Origin of the sequence: uncultured Arcobacter sp., assembly GCF_937982575.1 — a bacterium.
Lineage (GTDB): Bacteria > Campylobacterota > Campylobacteria > Campylobacterales > Arcobacteraceae > Arcobacter.
This window is the reverse complement of the sequence record NZ_CALJLR010000006.1, coordinates 60,034-77,961: the sequence shown is the minus strand read 5'-3', so window position 1 is coordinate 77,961 and position 17,928 is coordinate 60,034. Positions and strand designations below refer to the sequence as shown.

Genomic DNA, 17,928 nt, shown 5'->3' with positions numbered 1-17,928 from the left:
CTAGACTTTTGTTACGAATTTTAAGTAGTATTGTTGACTATTTTATTAAAAGTAATATTTATAAGGAGTGATGATGAGAATAGATGTAAATAATGTGGCATTTTGTTTAGTTGATGTACAAGAAAGACTTTATCCGCATATGACAAACAAAGATGAGATAGAGAAAAATTTACTAACATTGGTAAAAGGTTTACAGCTTCATGAGGTTCCTTTTATAGTAAATGAACAGTACAAAAAAGGTATTGGGGAAACAATTCCAAGTCTTAGAGAACTTGTTGATGAGTATCCACACTTTGAAAAGACAACATTTTCTTGTTGTAAAAATGAAGAAACAATGATTGCAATTAACTCTTTAGATAAAAAGCAAATCATAGTTGCAGGAATTGAGACTCATGTTTGCGTACTTCAAACTTGTATTGATTTATTAGAAGCTGGATATCAAGTAGTTTTAGTAACTGATTGTGTTACTTCAAGAAAACAAAATGATACAGAAATGGCAATTGCTAGATTGATTCAATCAGGGGTAATACCTACAACTTATGAGTCACTATTATTTGAACTAACTGTTAATGCTAAACACCCACAATTTAAAGGTATATCTGCCTTAGTTAAATAGTAAAGCACCTTTGGGTGTTTTACCAATTTATTCCTTTCTTTCCTAAAGAATCCAATATCTCATTTGTTTTACTAAAGTGTTTACATCCAAAAAATCCTCTATAAGAAGATAATGGACTAGGATGTGGGGCTGTTAATATATGATGTCTTTTATTATCTATTAGTTTTGTTTTTGATATGGCAGGGCTTCCCCAAAGTAAAAAGATTATATCTTCACAGTTTGCTGAGATATGTTTGATAATATTATCTGTAAATATCTCCCAGCCTAGTTTATGATGCGATTTTGGTTTTGATTCTTCTACTGTTAAAATAGTATTTAAAAGAAGAACTCCTTCTTCTGCCCAAGGAGTTAAATCCCCATCAAGACAAGATGAATCTTTTCCTAAATCCTCTTTTATCTCTTTTAATATATTTTGCATAGAGGGTGGATTTTTTATCTCTTTTGGAGTTGAAAATGATAAGCCTTGTGCTTGTCCTTTTCCATGGTATGGGTCTTGTCCTAGTATTACAACTTTTAGTTCATCAAAAGCAGTTTTCGCAAAGGCATTAAATATTTTATCTTGAGGAGGAAAAACAGTTGATGTTTCATATCTTTTATCAATCTCATTTTTTAAGTTTTTATAATACTCTTGCTTTTGTTCTTTATTTATAATCTCATTCCAAGTTTTCATACAACTCCTTTAAAATAAAGCCGTATTATGACGAAAGTAAAATAAAAAAAGGGAAGAGACTAATCTCTTCCCTTTTTGTTGTTTAAAGTCTTTGACTATTAGTCCATAGTTCCTTCTGGAACATGAACATAACCTTCCATGATTATTCTAGCACTTCTACTCATTGTTGCTTTATCAACTATATATTGACCATCATTATTTTGAATAATTGCACCAACTTTAAGTGTACCTGATGGATGTCCAAACTCAACTGCAGTTTTTTCTCCCCCACCAGCAGCAATATTTACTAATGTTCCTTCAATACAAGCAGCAACTCCAATAGCAACTGAAGCTGTTCCCATCATAGCATGGTGTAATTTTTGCATAGATAAAGCTCGCACGTGCAAATCAATTTCATCTGCTTTAACTTCTTTTCCACTTGATGTAGTAAAATCACTTGGTGGTGCAACAAAAGCGATTTTTGGAGTATGTTGTCTTGTTTCTGCTTCTTTCAAGTCTGAAATTAGACCCATTTTTAATGCAGCATAAGATCTAATTATTTCAAATCTTGCTAGTGCATCAGCATCAGAGTTAATATCAGCTTGAAGTTCAGTTCCTTTGTATCCAATATCGCAAGCATTTACAAAACATGTAGGAATACCAGCAGTTATCATAGTAGCTTTAAATGTACCAATTCCTGGAACCTCTAAATCATCTACTAAGTTTCCAGTAGGAAATAACTCTTCACTAGGATCAACAGGTTCTGCAAACTCTAATACGATTTCTTCAGCAGGAAATGCAACACCATCAATGTAATAATCTCCCATTTCTTTAACTATTCCATTTTCCATAGTTACATAACAAAGAATAGTTTTTTTGATATTTGCTTGCCAAATTTTTACACAACAAACACCATTTTCAGGCACATTATCAACTAAACCTTCTTTAATAGCAAAAGGACCAACTGCACTAGATAAATTTCCACAGTTTCCACTCATATCCACAAAATCTTTATCAATAGCAACTTGACAGAAATAGTAGTCTACATCATGCCCAGGAACATCTGATTTACCTACTAAAATAGCTTTTGAAGTAGAAGAAGTCGCTCCTCCCATACCATCCATTTGTTGTTTATAAATATCAGGACTTCCAACAATTCTTTGAAGTAATTTATCTCTTTTTCTTGAATCTTCTTGAGCCTCTTTTGGTAAATCTGCTATATTAAAAAATGTTCCTTTAGAAGTTCCACCTCTCATATATGTTGCTTTTACTTTAAATTGTGGTTTATAAGACATTCTGTTTCCTTAAAATATTTGATTAAAACTTATTAAAAAAATCCAATGATTTCTCTAATAAATAGTTAAAAGAAGAGTTTTCTCTTCTTTTAACTTAGATATTATTTACCTTCAGCAATAACATCTTTAGCGAATTTTTGTAAAATACCACCATTTGTATAAACATCAACTTCAGCAGAAGTATCAAGTCTACATAAAACAGGGAATTTAACAACTTCACCATTTTCTCTAGTCATAACTACAGTTAAGTCACATCTAGGAGTAATCTCACCTTCGATATCAAAAGTTTCACTTCCATCAATAGCATAAGTATTTCTAGTATCACCTTCTTTGAATTGTAATGGTAATACACCCATTCCAACTAAGTTAGTTCTGTGAATTCTTTCAATTGATTCAGCAATAAGTACTTCAACACCAGCTAATCTAACACCTTTTGCAGCCCAGTCTCTTGAAGACCCTTGACCATAATTTGTACCAGCGATGATGATTAGTGGTTGTTTTCTTTGAGTATAAGTCTCAATAGCTTCCCACATTCTAGATTCTGTACCCTCAGGCATAATCTTAGTTAAAGAACCTTGTTTAGTTTCCCCATTTTCATCTTTAACCATTTCGTTAAATAGTTTTGGATTTGCTAAAGTTGCTCTTGAAGCTGTATGATGATCCCCTCTATGTGTTGCATAAGAGTTTAAATCTTCAACAGGTAATCCCATTTTTAAACAATATTCACCAGAAGCAGAGCTTGGTAAAATAGCATTTGATGGAGATAAGTGGTCTGTTGTTATATTATCAGGGAATACACCTAATGGTCTCATACCTTTAAGTGCAGGCATTTGCATATATTCATCTTCCCAATAAGGAGGTTTATTGATATATGTTGACGCAGTATTCCATTTATAGAATGGGTCAATTTTAACGCTATCTAATAATTCTCTTTTGAACATTGGCTCATAAATGTTGTTGTACATTTCAGGTCTAACACATGATTTTTCAACAGCATTAATCTCTTCATCTGATGGCCATAAATCTTTTAATTTAATGTCATTACCATCTTTATCTTTTCCTAATACATCATTTTCAATATCAAATCTAATAGTACCAGCTAATGCATAAGCAATAACAAGTGCAGGTGAAGCCAAAAATGCTTCTTTTACATATGGGTGGATTCTTCCATCAAAGTTTCTATTTCCAGATAATACAGCAGTTGTATAAACATCTCTATTTACAACTTCTTCTTGGATTTTAGGGTCTAGGGCACCTGACATACCATTACAAGTAGTACATGCAAATCCAACAACACCAAATCCTAATTTTTCCATTTCAGGTAATAATCCAGCTTCTTTTAAATAAACTTCGATTACTTTAGATCCTGGTGCTAATGAAGATTTAACCCAAGGTTTTCTTGAAAGTCCTAGTTCATTTGCTTTTTTAGCTAGTAATCCAGCTGCGATAACGTTTCTTGGATTTGAAGTATTAGTACAAGAAGTAATTGCTGCAATTAAGATACCACCATCAGGGATGAAATCACCTTCTTGTGTCCATTCTTTTACTATACCTTCAGCTTTTAACGTTGAAGTTGGCACTAATTTATGAGGTTTAGATGGACCTGCTAAAGATCTTGTAACTTTTGATAAATCAAATTCAATAGTTCTTGCATATGTAGCATTGTCAAATTGGTCAGCCCATAATCCATTTGCTTTTGCATAAGCTTCTACTAATTTAACTTGCTGTGCATCTCTACCTGTTACTGTTAAGTAATCAATTGTTTGAGAATCAATAGCAAACATACCAGCACTTGCACCATATTCAGGAGTCATATTTGCAATAGTTGCTCTATCTCCTAAGTTAAGGTATTTTGTACCAGCACCAAAGAACTCTAAGTATGCAGAGATAACATTGTTTTCTCTTAAAAATGATGTCATAGCAAGTGCAATATCAGTAGCAGTAATACCTTCTGATCTTACCCCAGTAATTTCAACACCAATGATTTCAGGAACTCTCATATAAGAAGGGTTTCCAAGCATAACATTTTCAGCTTCTAATCCACCAACACCAACAGCGATAACACCAAGTGCATCAACATGAGGAGTATGTGAATCTGTACCAACTAATGTATCAGGAGATGCAATTCCATCAATATTGTGAACAACAGGAGACATTTTTTCAAGGTTGATTTGGTGCATAATTCCATTACCTGGAGGAATAACATCAACGTTATTAAATGCTTCTTTTGTCCAGTTGATAAAGTGGAATCTATCTGCATTTCTTCTATCTTCGATATCTCTATTTTTTTGGAATGCATCTGGATCAAATCCACCACACTCTACTGCTAATGAGTGGTCAACAATAAGTTGTGTAGGAACAACAGGGTTAACTTTATCAGGGTTTCCACCTTTAGAAGCAACTGCTTCTCTTAAACCTGCAAGGTCAACAAAAGCTGTAAGACCAAGAATATCGTGACAGATAACTCTTGAAGGATACCAAGGGAAATCTTTGTCAGTTCTTTTTTCAATTAATTGAATTAAAGAGTCTTTTAAATCTTCACTTGGACATTTTCTAATTAAGTTTTCTGCTAATACTCTTGATGTATAGTTAAGTTTTTCAAAAGAACCAGGAGTGATATCTTCAACTGCTGCTTTTACATCATAGTAGCTAGTATCGAAACCTTCTAGTTTTTTAAGATATTTATCATTTGTCATTTTTATATCCATTTAGTTTGTATTTAAAAGGATGAGTGCAAAGACTCATCCTTTTAGTGTTTGCCAAAGGTGGCACTAGAGTATTTTAAGTTCTTATCTTTCTTCTATAGGAACGTATTTTAAGTCTTCAGGTCCAGTATATGTAGCAGAAGGTCTAATGATTTTTCCATCTTCTCTTTGCTCAATTGCATGTGCACCCCATCCAGTAACTCTTGAGATGATAAAGATTGGAGTAAACATATCTGTTGGAATTCCCATTTGGTTGTAAGAAACTGCAGAGAACCAGTCTAAGTTAGGGAACATTTTTTTGTTATCCCACATGATTGTTTCAATTCTTTCAGCAACGTCATACATTAATGTATTGTTGTTTTCTTTAGATAAATCTTCAGCAACTTTTTTGATTACTACGTTTCTTGGGTCACAAGAAGAGTAAACTGGGTGTCCAAATCCGATAATAATCTCTTTTCTAGCCATTCTTTCTAAGATATCTTTTTGGGCTTCATCAGGTGAAGAGTATCTTTCTTGGATATAAAATGCAACTTCATTAGCTCCACCATGTTTTGGACCTCTTAATGCTCCAATTGCACCAGTGATACAAGAGAACATGTCAGAGTTTGTTCCAGAGATAACTCTTGAAGTAAATGTAGATGCATTAAATTCATGCTCAGCATAAAGGATTAATGATGTATGCATAGCTCTAACCCAAGATTCTCTTGGTTTTTCACCATGTAATAGGTGTAAGAAGTGACCACCAACTGTATCATCATCAGTTACAACATCAATTCTTTTTCCATTGTATGCATAGTGGTACCAGTAACATAACATAGAACCAAAACAAGCCATTAATTTATCTACAATTGCTTGAGCTTCATCTTTTGGATGAGATTCATCTTCAGACATAATTGCTCCAAGAACTGAACAACCTGTTCTCATAACATCCATTGGATGAGCAGTTTTTGGTAATTGCTCTAATGCAATTTTTACTCCAGCTGGAATATCTCTTAAACCTTGTAATTTAGTTTTATAAGCTGCAAGCTCAGCTTTATTTGGTAATTTTTCATGAACGATTAAATGTGCAATCTCTTCAAACTCTGCTGTGTTAGCGAATTCTAAAATATCATATCCTCTATAGTGTAAGTCATTTCCACTTTTCCCAACTGTACAAATAGCTGTATTTCCTGCAGATTGCCCCGATAATGCAACTGATTTTTTTGGTTTAAATCCTGTAGTTGTAGTGCTCATATTGTCTCCTTTTGTAATTAATAAATATTTATGTTTTTTGTAAAGCTAAAATTATTTAGCTTTACCTTTTGAAAATAATGCATCCATTTTTTGCTCATAATCGTGGTAACCTAACATATCGTAAAGTTCCATTCTTGTTTGCATAGTATCTAGTGTACTTTCTTGAGTACCTTTATCTCTTAATTCTTGGTATACATGTAAAGCAGCTTTGTTCATTGCTCTAAATGCAGATAATGGATAAAGTACCATTTCAATACCTACACTTCCTAGTTCTTCAGTAGTAAACATTGGAGTTGCCCCAAACTCAGTAATGTTTGCTAATACAGGTACAGACATTTGATCACAAAACTCTTTGTATTCTTTTAATGTATGAACAGCTTCTGCGAAAATTGCATCTGCTCCAGCTTCAACATAAGCTTTTGCTCTAGCAACTGCAGATTCTTGACCTTCAGACGCATGTGCATCAGTTCTTGCAATGATATAGAAGTCTGGGTCTAATTGCATTTTAGCATCAACAGCAGCTCTAATTCTGTCACACATCTCTTCAGTTGTAACTAACTCTTTGTTTGGTCTGTGTCCACATCTTTTTGCAGCAACTTGATCTTCAATATGTAATCCAGCAGCACCAGATCTGATAAATTCTTTAACAGTTCTAGCTACGTTAAATGCATGTCCCCAACCAGTATCAGCATCTACGATTAATGGAGTATCACAAATAGAAGTAACTCTTCTAATATCAATACAAACATCTTCAATCATAGTCATACCTAAATCTGGTAAACCATAAGATGCGTTTGCAATACCACCACCTGAAAGGTAAATAGCTTTATATCCTACTTTTGTAGCTTGTAATGCTTGGTAAGCATTAATTGTTCCTACAATTTGTAAAGGAGTCTCTTCCTTAAGTGCTTCTCTAAATTTTTTTCCTGCGCTCATGTATATCCTTTAAATTTTTAGTAAAGATAGTATACATTATAGTGTTGATTATGTATTGTATAATAGTTGAATTGAAAAATACAATTTTTAGACTTTATTTAGATTTATGTACAATATTTGTTTTTATGTATAATAATGGTACAATTTGAACTTAGAAAATGAATAGGAAGAGAGATGTCTTATAAAACAAGCATAGATAAAATAATAGAAATATATAAAAGATCAAATTTAAGTATATCAAAATTTGCCTCATTAATCCAAAAAGATAGAAGAACAGTAACTTCATGGGTAGATAGAATAACTGATGTTGAACCTTCAATAAATGTCAAAGATAAAATTTGTGCACTCTTTAGATATCCAGATTATATTTGGGAAGAGGCTTGCAATGACGAAGAGTTTATAAAATCAATAACTCAAATTCCCCAAAAAGAAGTAAGAATCATAGATGAAGATTATTATGGAAGATTAAAGTACATTATGGAGATGGAAGCAAATAGAAGATTTGTAATACAAGCACAATTTCCAGGTCCAATGTATAGGGATACAGCAGTAAAAAGAATATATAGAACACTGACAAGTTCTGATATAGAAGAGTTAAAACAAAGTAGAATTACCCAAATGCTTAGATATGATTATGATACTACAGAGTGGTACTCCATTAAATCTATACTCTCATTTTGTTTTGCTAGTATTGGGAACTTTTATACAAAAGAGGAAAAGATAAAAATATTGGAGCTTATTTATGAGTTGTTTAACAACAACTATAATAAAAAGCTTTTTTTATTTGACTCCTTTTCAAGAAAAATATATGGGATGGAGACAACCTATATCTCAATCAATGTAAAACAAAAGGTACTATTTTTTAAATCACCTATTGAATCAGTTTTTATAGAAATAAGAAATAAGAATTTAGTTGAGCGAATGCATAAGTATTACTCTTCACCTATTGAAGCTCCAAGTCATGTTAACTTTTTGGAGTCTGTAAAAATTATAAAAATTCTTCAAGATGCATTGAAGTATGGTAATGATATAAAACAAGCATATGAAACAATAAATAGAATGACAGATTATGGTGAACTATTTTATAATAACTTAAGTGTGGACTTACAAAAAGAGGTAAGTGAACCAAAATTAGGACAAAGAAGAAACTAAGATGAGTAGTAGAGAAAAACTTTTAGATGTAGCCTTTGAAGAGATTTATCAAAATGGTTATAGCGCAACTTCAGTTGATAAGATTTTAAAAAAAGCCAACATGAATAAAGGGAGTATGTATCACTTCTTTAAATCAAAAAAAGAGTTGGGACTAGCAGTAGTTAATGAAAGAGTAAACTCTTATATTGTAGATAAATATAGTATTTTGTTAAAACACGAAAAAAATATTTGTGATGAATTAATAAAACTAATTAAAAATAGAAATAGCTTTGATTTTACTTGTGGCTGTAAACTTAACAATCTTATGCAAGAGTTATCTCCAATAGACAAGGACTTTAAACAAGCTTTAGAAGTAGTTTATACAAGATTTGAAAATATTATTGAACAGATTTTAGATAAAGCAGTTTTGAAAAATGAAATCAAACACGATGATACAAAAGCACTCTCTATGTACATAGTAGCCTCTATTGAAGGGTGTTTAGGTACAGCAAAAAAATCACAAGATGGAAGCTATTTTCAAACTTGTATCTCTCAGCTTGAACTCTTTTTAAACTCCCTAAAAAAATAAATCTAAAAAAGTCTTGACTAATCAGTCAAGACTTTGCTATACTTTTACTTGACCATATAGTCAAGAGTAAAATTTAAGATAGAAAGGATAGCAAATGTCACAAGTTATTGGAGTAATTATATTATGTTCATCGTTTGTTGCATTGATTGTTATGAGCTTTGTTCAAAATGTTTAAAAGAAATTATAGGAATTATTACTATAATAATGTAATAAGACTAATTAATAAAAAGAAAGGTACTAGATGAAAATAGTGATATTAGATAGAGCAACATTAGGTGCAGATATAAACATAGATATTTTTAAAGAGTTTGGAGAGCTAGTATCTTATGATAAAACAAATGCAAATGAGACAAAACAAAGAGTAAAAGATGCAGATATAGTAATTACCAATAAAGTAGTTTTACGAAAAGAGCAAATAGATGATTCAGCTATAAAACTTATATGTATAACTGCAACAGGAACTGATAATGTTGATTTAGAGTATGCAAAAAGCAACAATATTGAAGTAAAAAATGTGGCTGATTATTCTACTTCTAGTGTGGTTCAAGTTGCCTTTGCGATGATATTTTATTTTGTTCAAAAGCTAAACTATTATAAAACCTTTATAGAAGCTGGAAAATGGGAAAAAGCACCAGCTTTTACAAATTTGCATGAAATCTTTTTTGAACTAGATAATAAAAGAGTAGGGGTTATTGGTTTAGGAGATATTGGCGCAAACTTAGCAAAAAAAGCGGAGGCTTTTGATTGTGAAGTAGTCTATTACTCTACAAGTGGGAAAAATAATAACTCAACTTACAAAAGAGTTGAGCTTGATGAGTTGTTAGAAACATCAGATATTATCTCTATACACTCTCCTTTAAATGACAATACAAGAAATCTATTAAAATATGAGAATATGAAAAAGATAAAAGAGGGTGCTATTTTATTAAATCTAGGACGTGGTGGAATTATAAATGAAGATGATTTAGCCAAAATTATAGATGAAAAAGAGATTTATTGCGGGATTGATGTGTTTGCAAAAGAGCCAGTTGAGAGCACAAATGCACTACTAAAAGTAAAAAACAAAGATAGGTTACTTTTAACTCCACATATAGGTTGGGGATCAAGTGAAGCTAGAAATAGACTTATGAAAAAAGTAGCACAGAATATAAAAGATTTTTTAGATAAATAAAAGGAAAAATAATGAGTAAAGCATTGATTATAATAGATATCCAAAATGATTATTTTGAAGGTGGAGCTAGTGAGTTGGTAAACCCTATAAAAGCAAGCCTAAGAGCAAAAGAACTTTTAGAATACTTTAGAAAAAACAAAATACCAGTATTTCATGTACAACATATAAATATAAGAGAAGGTGCAAGTTTTTTCTTAGCAAATACTAAAGGTGTACAAATACATGAAAATGTAAAACCCCTTGAAGATGAAATTATCATAGAAAAAAACTTCCCAAATAGTTTTTTACAAACAAATCTAGAAGCAGAACTAGAAAAACAAAATATAAAAGAGCTAGTAATTTGTGGCATGATGAGTCATATGTGTGTAGACTCCACTACAAGAGCAGCTTTTGATTTGGGTTATGATTGCACTCTTGTACATGATGCTTGTACAACTAAAGATTTGGAATTTGAAGGTAAAGAGCTAAAAGCTAGTGAAGTACATAACTCTTTTATGGCTGCAATTGGAAGTGTATTTGCTAAGCTTGTATGTGCAGAGGAAATCGTAAAGAGTTAAGATTTAGTAGAAATAAATAAGTAACTTTAAATCTATTTTTGTAGAATAAAGAAAAAATATAGGATAGATTATGATAAAAAAGATTTCTATTTTATTTCCTTTATGGGCAATACTATTTTCTCTTCTTGCCTATCTACAACCGAATTTGGTAATTGGTTTTAAGTCTTGGATTATTCCTCTTTTGATTCTTATTATGTTTTGTATGGGAATAACACTAAAACTTGATGATTTTAAAAGAGTTTTTAAAAGACCCAAAATCATAGCTTTGACAGTGATATTACAGTTTTTATTTATGCCTTTATTTGCTTTTTTAGTATCTAAGTTGTTTAATTTATCAGATGAATTACTTGTGGGTATGGTTTTAGTAGGGGCAGTTTCAGGTGGAACAGCTTCAAATGTAATAGCATTTTTAGCAAAAGCTGATGTGGCACTTTCTATTACTATGACTATTGTATCAACTCTTTTATCAATAATTATAACTCCATACCTAACACTTCTTTATGTGGGTCAAACTGTACCAGTTCCTGCTTTAAGTATGTTGTTTAGTATTTTAAAAATAGTATTTATACCTGTTGTTGTAGGACTTATAATAAATCATTTTTTTAATAAATATATCGAAAAAAGACATGATATTTTTGCTTTATTGTCTATTATTTCTATTGTATTTATAATAGGTATTATTATAGGGCTTAATGAAAGTAGAATTTCTACTATCGCATTATCATTGATGCTAGCAATAGCTTGTCATAATCTCTTAGGACTACTTAGTGGTTATTATTTTGCCAAAATGTTTGGATATGATAAAACTGTATGTAAAACAGTTGCCATAGAAGTAGGGATGCAAAACTCCGGCTTAGCTGTTGTTTTAGCTATGAAATACTTTAGTGCCTTAAGTGCACTTCCTGGAGCTATATTTAGTATTTGGCATAATATTTCAGGTTCTATTCTTGCTGGTATTTGGGCGAAAGAAGAAGAGGGGAAAATCAATTAGTATGTTTAAAGGTATTATTTTTTTATAATACTCTCTTGAAGAGGTAAACCTCTCCGCTTTCTTACTTTTTGGTCTCGAAAAAGTAAGCAAAAAAGACTGCCGAGTTGATGAAGGCGAAGCTTCCTAAAATTTCAGTCTTTTTTTTCTGCGTTGCGGAACTCCTAAATAATGACCATTTAGGTCATTATTTACTCAAACAGTCCTCACTGTTCCCCGAAAAAAAAGCCTAAAATTTTAGCTTCATCAAAGGCAGAAAGAAATTCCTACGGTTGCTATTTCCTCTGTATTATCAGACAATTAATTAGAGTAAGTAAAAGTTAGGAATCTAAACAAATCAAAAATGTAAATGTCCTTATCCCACCTTTGATTCCAACATTTGCAAAAGCCGAATGTTTATTTTTCTCTTTTCTAAACAAGATTGGCAACTGTTTGAGTGTTTAAAAGTTGCTAAATGCAAGTTTTAATAAACGAGTTTTGCCAAGCAGAAAAGATAAAAATAATAAGTGAGGGAACCCCAAGGGCTTTGAAACCGTTGGTGGTTTTGCTTACTTTGTCCACACAAAGTAAGATAAAGCGAAGACCTTTAGGTGTTTATGATATTATAAAAATCGAAAATAAAATAAATTGTAAAATTATCAAAAAGTTTTGTTAGAATAAATAATAAATTAAAATTTTAATTAAGAGGTTAAAATGGCAAGACCATCAAAAAAGCAACAATTAAAACTACAAGAAATTATCTCTACAGGTTTAGTTAATAGAGATAGTGAAATATATATTTCCTTTGAAAATGAACTTAGCAAATTAAGTAAATATGAAAAACCATATATTTTTTGTTTAGCATGTGAAATTAGAAGGGTTGAAAAAGATTCTGAATATTTAGAGAAAATTAATAAACGAAAATATCTTGCTTGGGTATCACATTTACTTGATGATGATTTTCCCCCTATATCATTAGTTCCTTTATCAACAGTATGGGAATCCCTTGAAGAAGAAAGATATAATGAAATAGTAAATGATTGTGAGTTTACTATTGGATTTATGCGTTTTGAAAGCCTGAAAGAAAAATTAACAAAAGACGAATTAGAAGAAATAATATATCATTCTACTGAAGACCACACTTTTGATATTAAAACTATAATTCAACCTCGTAAATACAATTTAGTACAACCTTATATTAAACAAGGTGAAATATCAAAAAAAGTATTAGTAGAAATAGATTTTACAAAGCCTTTAGGCGATATAGAGGAAACAATAAAAGCTATTAAAGATAAATTTGATAGCGATCCTTCTTATATTAAATCACCATTTGAGGAATTAGATGAGAATATAACAGCATTTATGTGTAGTATAGAAGAATGCGAAATTTTTAAACATAAAAGCCCAAAAACTTTAGAGGGGAAGATGGTTGATTTACTATTTATTTATGATTGTAAAGTTGTAGGACTATCTGAAAAATATATTACTGATGAAATTACAAAGTATTGGAAGGAAACAAAAAAAATTTCTACTGAAGAGTTTTATTCTTTTGATGCATATTATAAACAAGCAAAAGAATTAATTGACGAAGAACAATATAGATGTTTTTTACATGGAGTAAAAACAAATTTATTTAATAACTACCGTTATTGATTTACTTTTTCACAATACCTTTTATTTATAGCTAGTTTATAAATGTCTTTTTTTAACAAAAAATATAATCTATAATACCATTTGTACAAACAAGGAAACTTATTCGTAAGTATATGTTTCCTGATAATTAGCTAATTATTAATTTAAAATTAATAAGGAATTAAAATGGAAAGAGAAAAAATACAAAAGTTGGATATAAAAATATGTTTAAATGTTTCAATAAAAGGTTTAAAAAGAATTGTCTATTCTTATTTAAAAATAAAATTAACTGAGATGTTATTAAGTTTATTTACATAAACCCTTAACTCAAACTATGCTACCATCCTAAAATGAATAATAAACACAAAATACTAAAAGATATTTTCGGACATGAACACTTTAGAAGCTTCCAAGAAGAAGTTGTAGATAGCATTATCAATAAACAAGATGTATTGACCATCTTACCAACTGGTGGTGGTAAATCACTTTGTTATCAACTCCCAACCCTCCTTATGAATGGAATAACAGTCGTAATCTCTCCACTAATCGCCCTTATGCAAGACCAAATAAAAGCACTCAATGACTTAGATATAAAAGCTGAAATGATAAGTTCTTCTCAAAGTGGTGAAGAGAATGGTTTTACTATGCAGAAGCTTTTGAAAGGTGAGTTGAAGTTTATTTATGTGGCACCTGAGAGATTTACTTCTAATGAGTTTGTTGGAGTGTTACAGCGAATTGATATAAACTATTTTGTAATAGATGAAGCACACTGTGTATCTGCTTGGGGACATGAATTTAGAGCTGAGTATAGGAACCTTGATAAACTTAAAAGACTATTTCCTAGTACTCCTATTGCTGCATTTACTGCAACTGCTACTAAAAAAGTAGAAGCAGATATTGCTTCAAATTTAAACTTGCAAAATGCTAGGCATTTTCGTGCTAAAACACATAGGGATAATCTTGATATAAAAGTAGAACCACGAATATCAAATGGTAAGAAACAGATATTAAGTTTCCTAAAATCACATAAAGGCTTATGTGGAATCATCTATACCTTTACTCGAAAAGAAGCAGAAGGTACAGCTCAGTTTTTGTGTGAAAATGGCTATGCCTCAAAAGCTTATCATGCGGGATTATCGCCTGCTGTTAAAGATGAAGTTTATGATGCTTTTGTTTATGAGAAGATTGATATAGTTGTAGCTACTATTGCTTTTGGTATGGGAATTGATAAGTCAAATATTCGTTTTGTCATACATACAAGCTTGCCTAAAACACTTGAAAACTATTATCAAGAGATTGGTCGTGCTGGGCGTGATGGTGATATGTCTTATGTGTACTTACTTTACTCAAAATCTGATGAGGTAAAAAGAAAAATACAAATAGAAGATGCTATAGATACTGGATATAAGCAAACTGGTCTTGATAAACTTGAAGCTATGTATCGATACTGTGTCTCTAATAATTGTCGGCATAAAATCATCGCAAACTATTTTGAAGATGAGATAGATGATTGTAAAACCTTGTGTGATAATTGTACAAAGGGTGAAGTAGAACTTGTAGATGTAAGTGTAGATGCCCAAAAGTTTTTAAGTGCTATTTATAGAAGTGGACAGAGATTTGGAGTAAATCATATTATCGATATATTAAGGGGCTCAAAAAATCAAAAGCTACTAGAGTTTGGACATGACAAGCTCAATGTTTATGGCTTGGGAGCAGATAAAAGCAAAAATGAATGGATAGCAATTTCTGATAAACTAATAGACCTAAAAGCTCTAGATTTAGGTGAGTTTAGAGCTTTAAAAATAACAAATCTAGGAATGCAAATATTAAAAGGTGAAGAAAAACTTTTAATAGATAGTGATAAGCTAGGTATTGCTCAAAAGATTGAAGAGGAAGTGACTGAGCTTAGTTTTGATGAAGAGTTGTATGAGAAGTTTAGAACCTTGCGAAGAGAGATAGCTTTGGAACATGAAGTACCAGCTTATGTGATATTTGGTGATAAGACTTTAAAAGAGTTAGCTTCAAAACTTCCCCTTACAAAAGAAGAGATGCTAGATATAAATGGCGTAGGTCTTGTAAAATATGAAAAATATGGAGAAGCCTTTTTAACTTTATGTAAAAGTATCAAAGAAGAGTTTAGTGAAAAGTTAGAAGAAAAAGTACCACTAAAAAAACTCACAAAAACTTATTTGGAGACTTTTGATTTAATCCAAGAGAATAAGACAGTTGAAGAGATAGCACAAATACGAGATTTGGGTTTGAGCTCTGTTTTATCTCATATTTCTGTTTTAAGTGAGCATGAAAAAATATCACAAGAGAAAAAAGAAGCACTTCTAAAGCCACTTGAAATCCCAGATGAGATTAAACAATGGATTGAACAAGGACTAAAGTATGAAACGCTAAAAGAGCTAAGACAATACTTGTACTTGTATGAGTATATGAAAAAACAGAGTAATTAATTACTCTTGATTAAAAAGTAGAATCGTATCTATGAAAAGAGTAAATACTTCTAGATTTTGGAACAAAGGCTTTTGATAAAAACTTTCTGAGGTAAGCGAACATTTTAAATCCTTTTAGATGTTTGTTAATATAGCTAATACAAGTTTCGTTCCCTTGAGTTTAGAATAAAAATTCTAATGATTAAATATGAATCTGCTAGAATACAATATTAAAAAAATATAAGGAATATCATTGAAACAATATCTAGATTTATTACAACATATTTTAGACAATGGTGTTAAAAAAGAGGATAGAACAGGAACAGGAACTACATCTGTTTTTGGATATCAAATGAGATTTGATTTGAGTGAAGGTTTTCCTCTTGTAACTACTAAAAAAACACATCTTAAAGCTATCATTTCTGAGCTTTTATGGTTTATCGAGGGTAGCACAGATGAGCGAAGATTGGCTGAGATTAATTTTGGTGATGTAGCTGCTAATTTAGTGGGTAAAAAAACTGTATGGACTGCAAATGCAGATGCCCAAGGAAAAGCCTTAGGATATACAAATACAGATACCGTAAAAGAGTTAGGACCTGTATATGGAGCTCAATGGCGTTCTTGGATTGGTCATGATGGAAAAGCTATTGATCAATTATCTGATTTGATAAATCAAATCAAAACTAATCCTGATTCAAGAAGACTGATTTTATCAGCTTGGAATGTGGGTGAAATAGAAAAAATGGCACTGCCTCCTTGTCATACTTTTTTTCAGTTTTATGTGGCAAATGGAAAACTATCTTGTCAACTATATCAAAGAAGTGCAGATGTATTTTTGGGAGTTCCTTTCAACATAGCTTCTTATGCACTACTTACTATGATGATGGCACAAGTTTGTGACTTAGAACTTGGGGATTTTGTACATACTTTTGGAGATGCACATATCTATTCAAATCATATAGATCAAGTAAATTTACAATTAACAAGAAAACCTTTTCATAAACCAACAATGAAAATAAATCCAAGTGTAAAAGATATCAATGATTTCAAAATGGAAGACTTTGAGTTAGAAAATTATGAGTGTCACGAAGGAATAAAAGCAGTAATGGCTGTATAGCCAAAAGGCAACTCATTGCCTTCTTTAGAATTTTGCTACTTTTAAAAGGAATTTATTTCCTTTGTTAAAAAGTAGATATATAAAATATGGTTCCTTTTTATTGGGAACCAATTAAAAGGAATACAGTATGATAGTATCAATGATTGTAGCATATGGAAATAATTGGGAAATAGGTCTAAATAATCAGATGTTATGGCATATCTCTGAGGATTTTAAAAACTTTAAAAATATAACTTCTGGACACCATCTTTTGATGGGTAGAAAAACCTTTGAATCAATAGGTAAGCCCCTTCCAAATAGAACATCGCTTGTTTTATCAAAGAGTGGATTTGAACATGAAGGTGTTCATACTTTTGATGAGGTTCAAGATGCTTTTAATTTTGCACGAGAAAATGGAGAAGAAGAGCTTTTTATCATAGGTGGAGCAAATATCTATAAAACACTTTTCCCATACGTTGATAAAATGTATCTAACTGAAGTTGATTTTTCAGGTGTAGCAGATGCCTTTTTAGAGCCAATAGATTTTTCTACTTGGGATTTAGCACAACAGAAAGATTATGATGAAATAGTAGAAGATGATGAACTAAAAAGTCCAGCTTGGAAATTTAAAGTTTGGGTGAAAAAAGATTGATTTGAATCATTGGAAAGAAGCTAGAACTATTTTATAATAAATTTTTAGATTAAGACTTTGGAGTTGTTTTGAATAAAATTTATGGTAGTTTTATATTCTTTTTTTATTTTGTAAAATATCCAATTGTGATATATCTTACAGTCTCTTACTTTTATTTAAATTTTCCTCAAAATATTGTAATGCATATTTTAGGAGTAATCTCAATAATTCTTATACTTAAAGATTGGATTTCATTATATATAAAACCTAAAAAATCTTCAG

16 protein-coding genes are annotated in these 17,928 nt (G+C 31.0%); 11 read left to right on the top strand and 5 right to left on the bottom strand.

Going from position 1 to position 17,928, the window contains the following annotated elements; translation table 11 throughout:
- Window positions 1-73 precede the first annotated feature (73 nt).
- A complete protein-coding gene (locus Q0617_RS05485) occupies window positions 74-616 on the top strand; it encodes a hydrolase (RefSeq protein ID WP_298751346.1) in 543 nt (180 codons plus the stop codon).
- 19 nt (window positions 617-635) lie between these two features.
- Here the strand turns inward: Q0617_RS05485 and ung are convergent, their stop codons facing one another.
- The 5 genes from ung to prpB all read right to left on the bottom strand — a co-directional run bounded on the left by ung (window position 636) and on the right by prpB (window position 7,434).
- On the bottom strand, window positions 636-1,286 hold the full coding sequence (gene ung, locus Q0617_RS05480; protein WP_298751344.1) for a uracil-DNA glycosylase: 651 nt from the start codon (window positions 1,284-1,286) through the stop codon (window positions 636-638).
- Between the two features lie 98 nt (window positions 1,287-1,384).
- Window positions 1,385-2,560 carry a 2-methylaconitate cis-trans isomerase PrpF gene (prpF, locus tag Q0617_RS05475; RefSeq protein ID WP_298751341.1) on the bottom strand — a complete coding sequence of 392 codons (1,176 nt, stop codon included), beginning with the start codon at window positions 2,558-2,560 and terminating at the stop codon, window positions 1,385-1,387.
- Window positions 2,561-2,661: 101 nt separating this feature from the next.
- Window positions 2,662-5,256, bottom strand: a complete 2,595-nt coding sequence (acnD, locus tag Q0617_RS05470; RefSeq protein WP_298751339.1) for a Fe/S-dependent 2-methylisocitrate dehydratase AcnD — start codon at window positions 5,254-5,256, stop codon at window positions 2,662-2,664.
- A 93-nt stretch (window positions 5,257-5,349) separates the two neighbouring features.
- A complete protein-coding gene (gene prpC / locus Q0617_RS05465) occupies window positions 5,350-6,498 on the bottom strand; it encodes a 2-methylcitrate synthase (RefSeq protein ID WP_298751337.1) in 1,149 nt (382 codons plus the stop codon).
- A gap of 51 nt (window positions 6,499-6,549) precedes the next feature.
- The gene (gene prpB, locus Q0617_RS05460; RefSeq protein WP_298751335.1) at window positions 6,550-7,434 is read right to left on the bottom strand and encodes a methylisocitrate lyase; all 885 of its coding nucleotides are present in this window, start codon (window positions 7,432-7,434) and stop codon (window positions 6,550-6,552) included.
- 174 nt (window positions 7,435-7,608) lie between these two features.
- Here prpB and Q0617_RS05455 point away from each other — a divergent pair, with 174 nt between their 5' ends.
- The 10 genes from Q0617_RS05455 to Q0617_RS05410 all read left to right on the top strand — a co-directional run bounded on the left by Q0617_RS05455 (window position 7,609) and on the right by Q0617_RS05410 (window position 17,667).
- Entirely contained in the window at window positions 7,609-8,586 is a 978-nt protein-coding gene (locus Q0617_RS05455) for a hypothetical protein (RefSeq protein ID WP_298751333.1), read from the top strand.
- A gap of 1 nt (window position 8,587) precedes the next feature.
- Window positions 8,588-9,154, top strand: a complete 567-nt coding sequence (locus tag Q0617_RS05450; RefSeq protein WP_298751331.1) for a TetR/AcrR family transcriptional regulator — start codon at window positions 8,588-8,590, stop codon at window positions 9,152-9,154.
- Between the two features lie 241 nt (window positions 9,155-9,395).
- A complete protein-coding gene (locus Q0617_RS05445) occupies window positions 9,396-10,325 on the top strand; it encodes a D-2-hydroxyacid dehydrogenase (protein ID WP_298751329.1) in 930 nt (309 codons plus the stop codon).
- An 11-nt stretch (window positions 10,326-10,336) separates the two neighbouring features.
- A complete protein-coding gene (locus tag Q0617_RS05440; RefSeq protein ID WP_298751327.1) occupies window positions 10,337-10,882 on the top strand; it encodes a cysteine hydrolase family protein in 546 nt (181 codons plus the stop codon).
- A 70-nt stretch (window positions 10,883-10,952) separates the two neighbouring features.
- Window positions 10,953-11,873 carry a bile acid:sodium symporter family protein gene (locus Q0617_RS05435; RefSeq protein WP_298751324.1) on the top strand — a complete coding sequence of 307 codons (921 nt, stop codon included), beginning with the start codon at window positions 10,953-10,955 and terminating at the stop codon, window positions 11,871-11,873.
- A gap of 690 nt (window positions 11,874-12,563) precedes the next feature.
- Window positions 12,564-13,502 (top strand): hypothetical protein, encoded by a 939-nt coding sequence (locus Q0617_RS05430; protein WP_298751322.1) that lies wholly within the window; start codon window positions 12,564-12,566, stop codon window positions 13,500-13,502.
- 165 nt (window positions 13,503-13,667) lie between these two features.
- Window positions 13,668-13,799: a hypothetical protein gene (locus Q0617_RS05425; protein ID WP_298751321.1), complete on the top strand. Its 132-nt coding sequence runs from the start codon at window positions 13,668-13,670 to the stop codon at window positions 13,797-13,799.
- 32 nt (window positions 13,800-13,831) lie between these two features.
- Window positions 13,832-15,940: a DNA helicase RecQ gene (gene recQ, locus Q0617_RS05420; protein WP_298751319.1), complete on the top strand. Its 2,109-nt coding sequence runs from the start codon at window positions 13,832-13,834 to the stop codon at window positions 15,938-15,940.
- 232 nt (window positions 15,941-16,172) lie between these two features.
- The gene (locus Q0617_RS05415) at window positions 16,173-17,036 is read left to right on the top strand and encodes a thymidylate synthase (protein ID WP_298751317.1); all 864 of its coding nucleotides are present in this window, start codon (window positions 16,173-16,175) and stop codon (window positions 17,034-17,036) included.
- Between the two features lie 127 nt (window positions 17,037-17,163).
- Entirely contained in the window at window positions 17,164-17,667 is a 504-nt protein-coding gene (locus Q0617_RS05410; RefSeq protein ID WP_298751315.1) for a dihydrofolate reductase, read from the top strand.
- Window positions 17,668-17,928 lie beyond the last annotated feature (261 nt).

Bases quoted from the DNA above. Each gene is read 5' to 3' on its own strand.
- Q0617_RS05485 (WP_298751346.1), top strand. From the start codon at position 74: ATGAGAATAGATGTAAATAATGTGGCATTTTGTTTAGTTGATGTACAA.
- ung (WP_298751344.1), bottom strand. From the start codon at position 1,286: ATGAAAACTTGGAATGAGATTATAAATAAAGAACAAAAGCAAGAGTAT.
- prpF (WP_298751341.1), bottom strand. From the start codon at position 2,560: ATGTCTTATAAACCACAATTTAAAGTAAAAGCAACATATATGAGAGGT.
- acnD (WP_298751339.1), bottom strand. From the start codon at position 5,256: ATGACAAATGATAAATATCTTAAAAAACTAGAAGGTTTCGATACTAGC.
- prpC (WP_298751337.1), bottom strand. From the start codon at position 6,498: ATGAGCACTACAACTACAGGATTTAAACCAAAAAAATCAGTTGCATTA.
- prpB (WP_298751335.1), bottom strand. From the start codon at position 7,434: ATGAGCGCAGGAAAAAAATTTAGAGAAGCACTTAAGGAAGAGACTCCT.
- Q0617_RS05455 (WP_298751333.1), top strand. From the start codon at position 7,609: ATGTCTTATAAAACAAGCATAGATAAAATAATAGAAATATATAAAAGA.
- Q0617_RS05450 (WP_298751331.1), top strand. From the start codon at position 8,588: ATGAGTAGTAGAGAAAAACTTTTAGATGTAGCCTTTGAAGAGATTTAT.
- Q0617_RS05445 (WP_298751329.1), top strand. From the start codon at position 9,396: ATGAAAATAGTGATATTAGATAGAGCAACATTAGGTGCAGATATAAAC.
- Q0617_RS05440 (WP_298751327.1), top strand. From the start codon at position 10,337: ATGAGTAAAGCATTGATTATAATAGATATCCAAAATGATTATTTTGAA.
- Q0617_RS05435 (WP_298751324.1), top strand. From the start codon at position 10,953: ATGATAAAAAAGATTTCTATTTTATTTCCTTTATGGGCAATACTATTT.
- Q0617_RS05430 (WP_298751322.1), top strand. From the start codon at position 12,564: ATGGCAAGACCATCAAAAAAGCAACAATTAAAACTACAAGAAATTATC.
- Q0617_RS05425 (WP_298751321.1), top strand. From the start codon at position 13,668: ATGGAAAGAGAAAAAATACAAAAGTTGGATATAAAAATATGTTTAAAT.
- recQ (WP_298751319.1), top strand. From the start codon at position 13,832: ATGAATAATAAACACAAAATACTAAAAGATATTTTCGGACATGAACAC.
- Q0617_RS05410 (WP_298751315.1), top strand. From the start codon at position 17,164: ATGATAGTATCAATGATTGTAGCATATGGAAATAATTGGGAAATAGGT.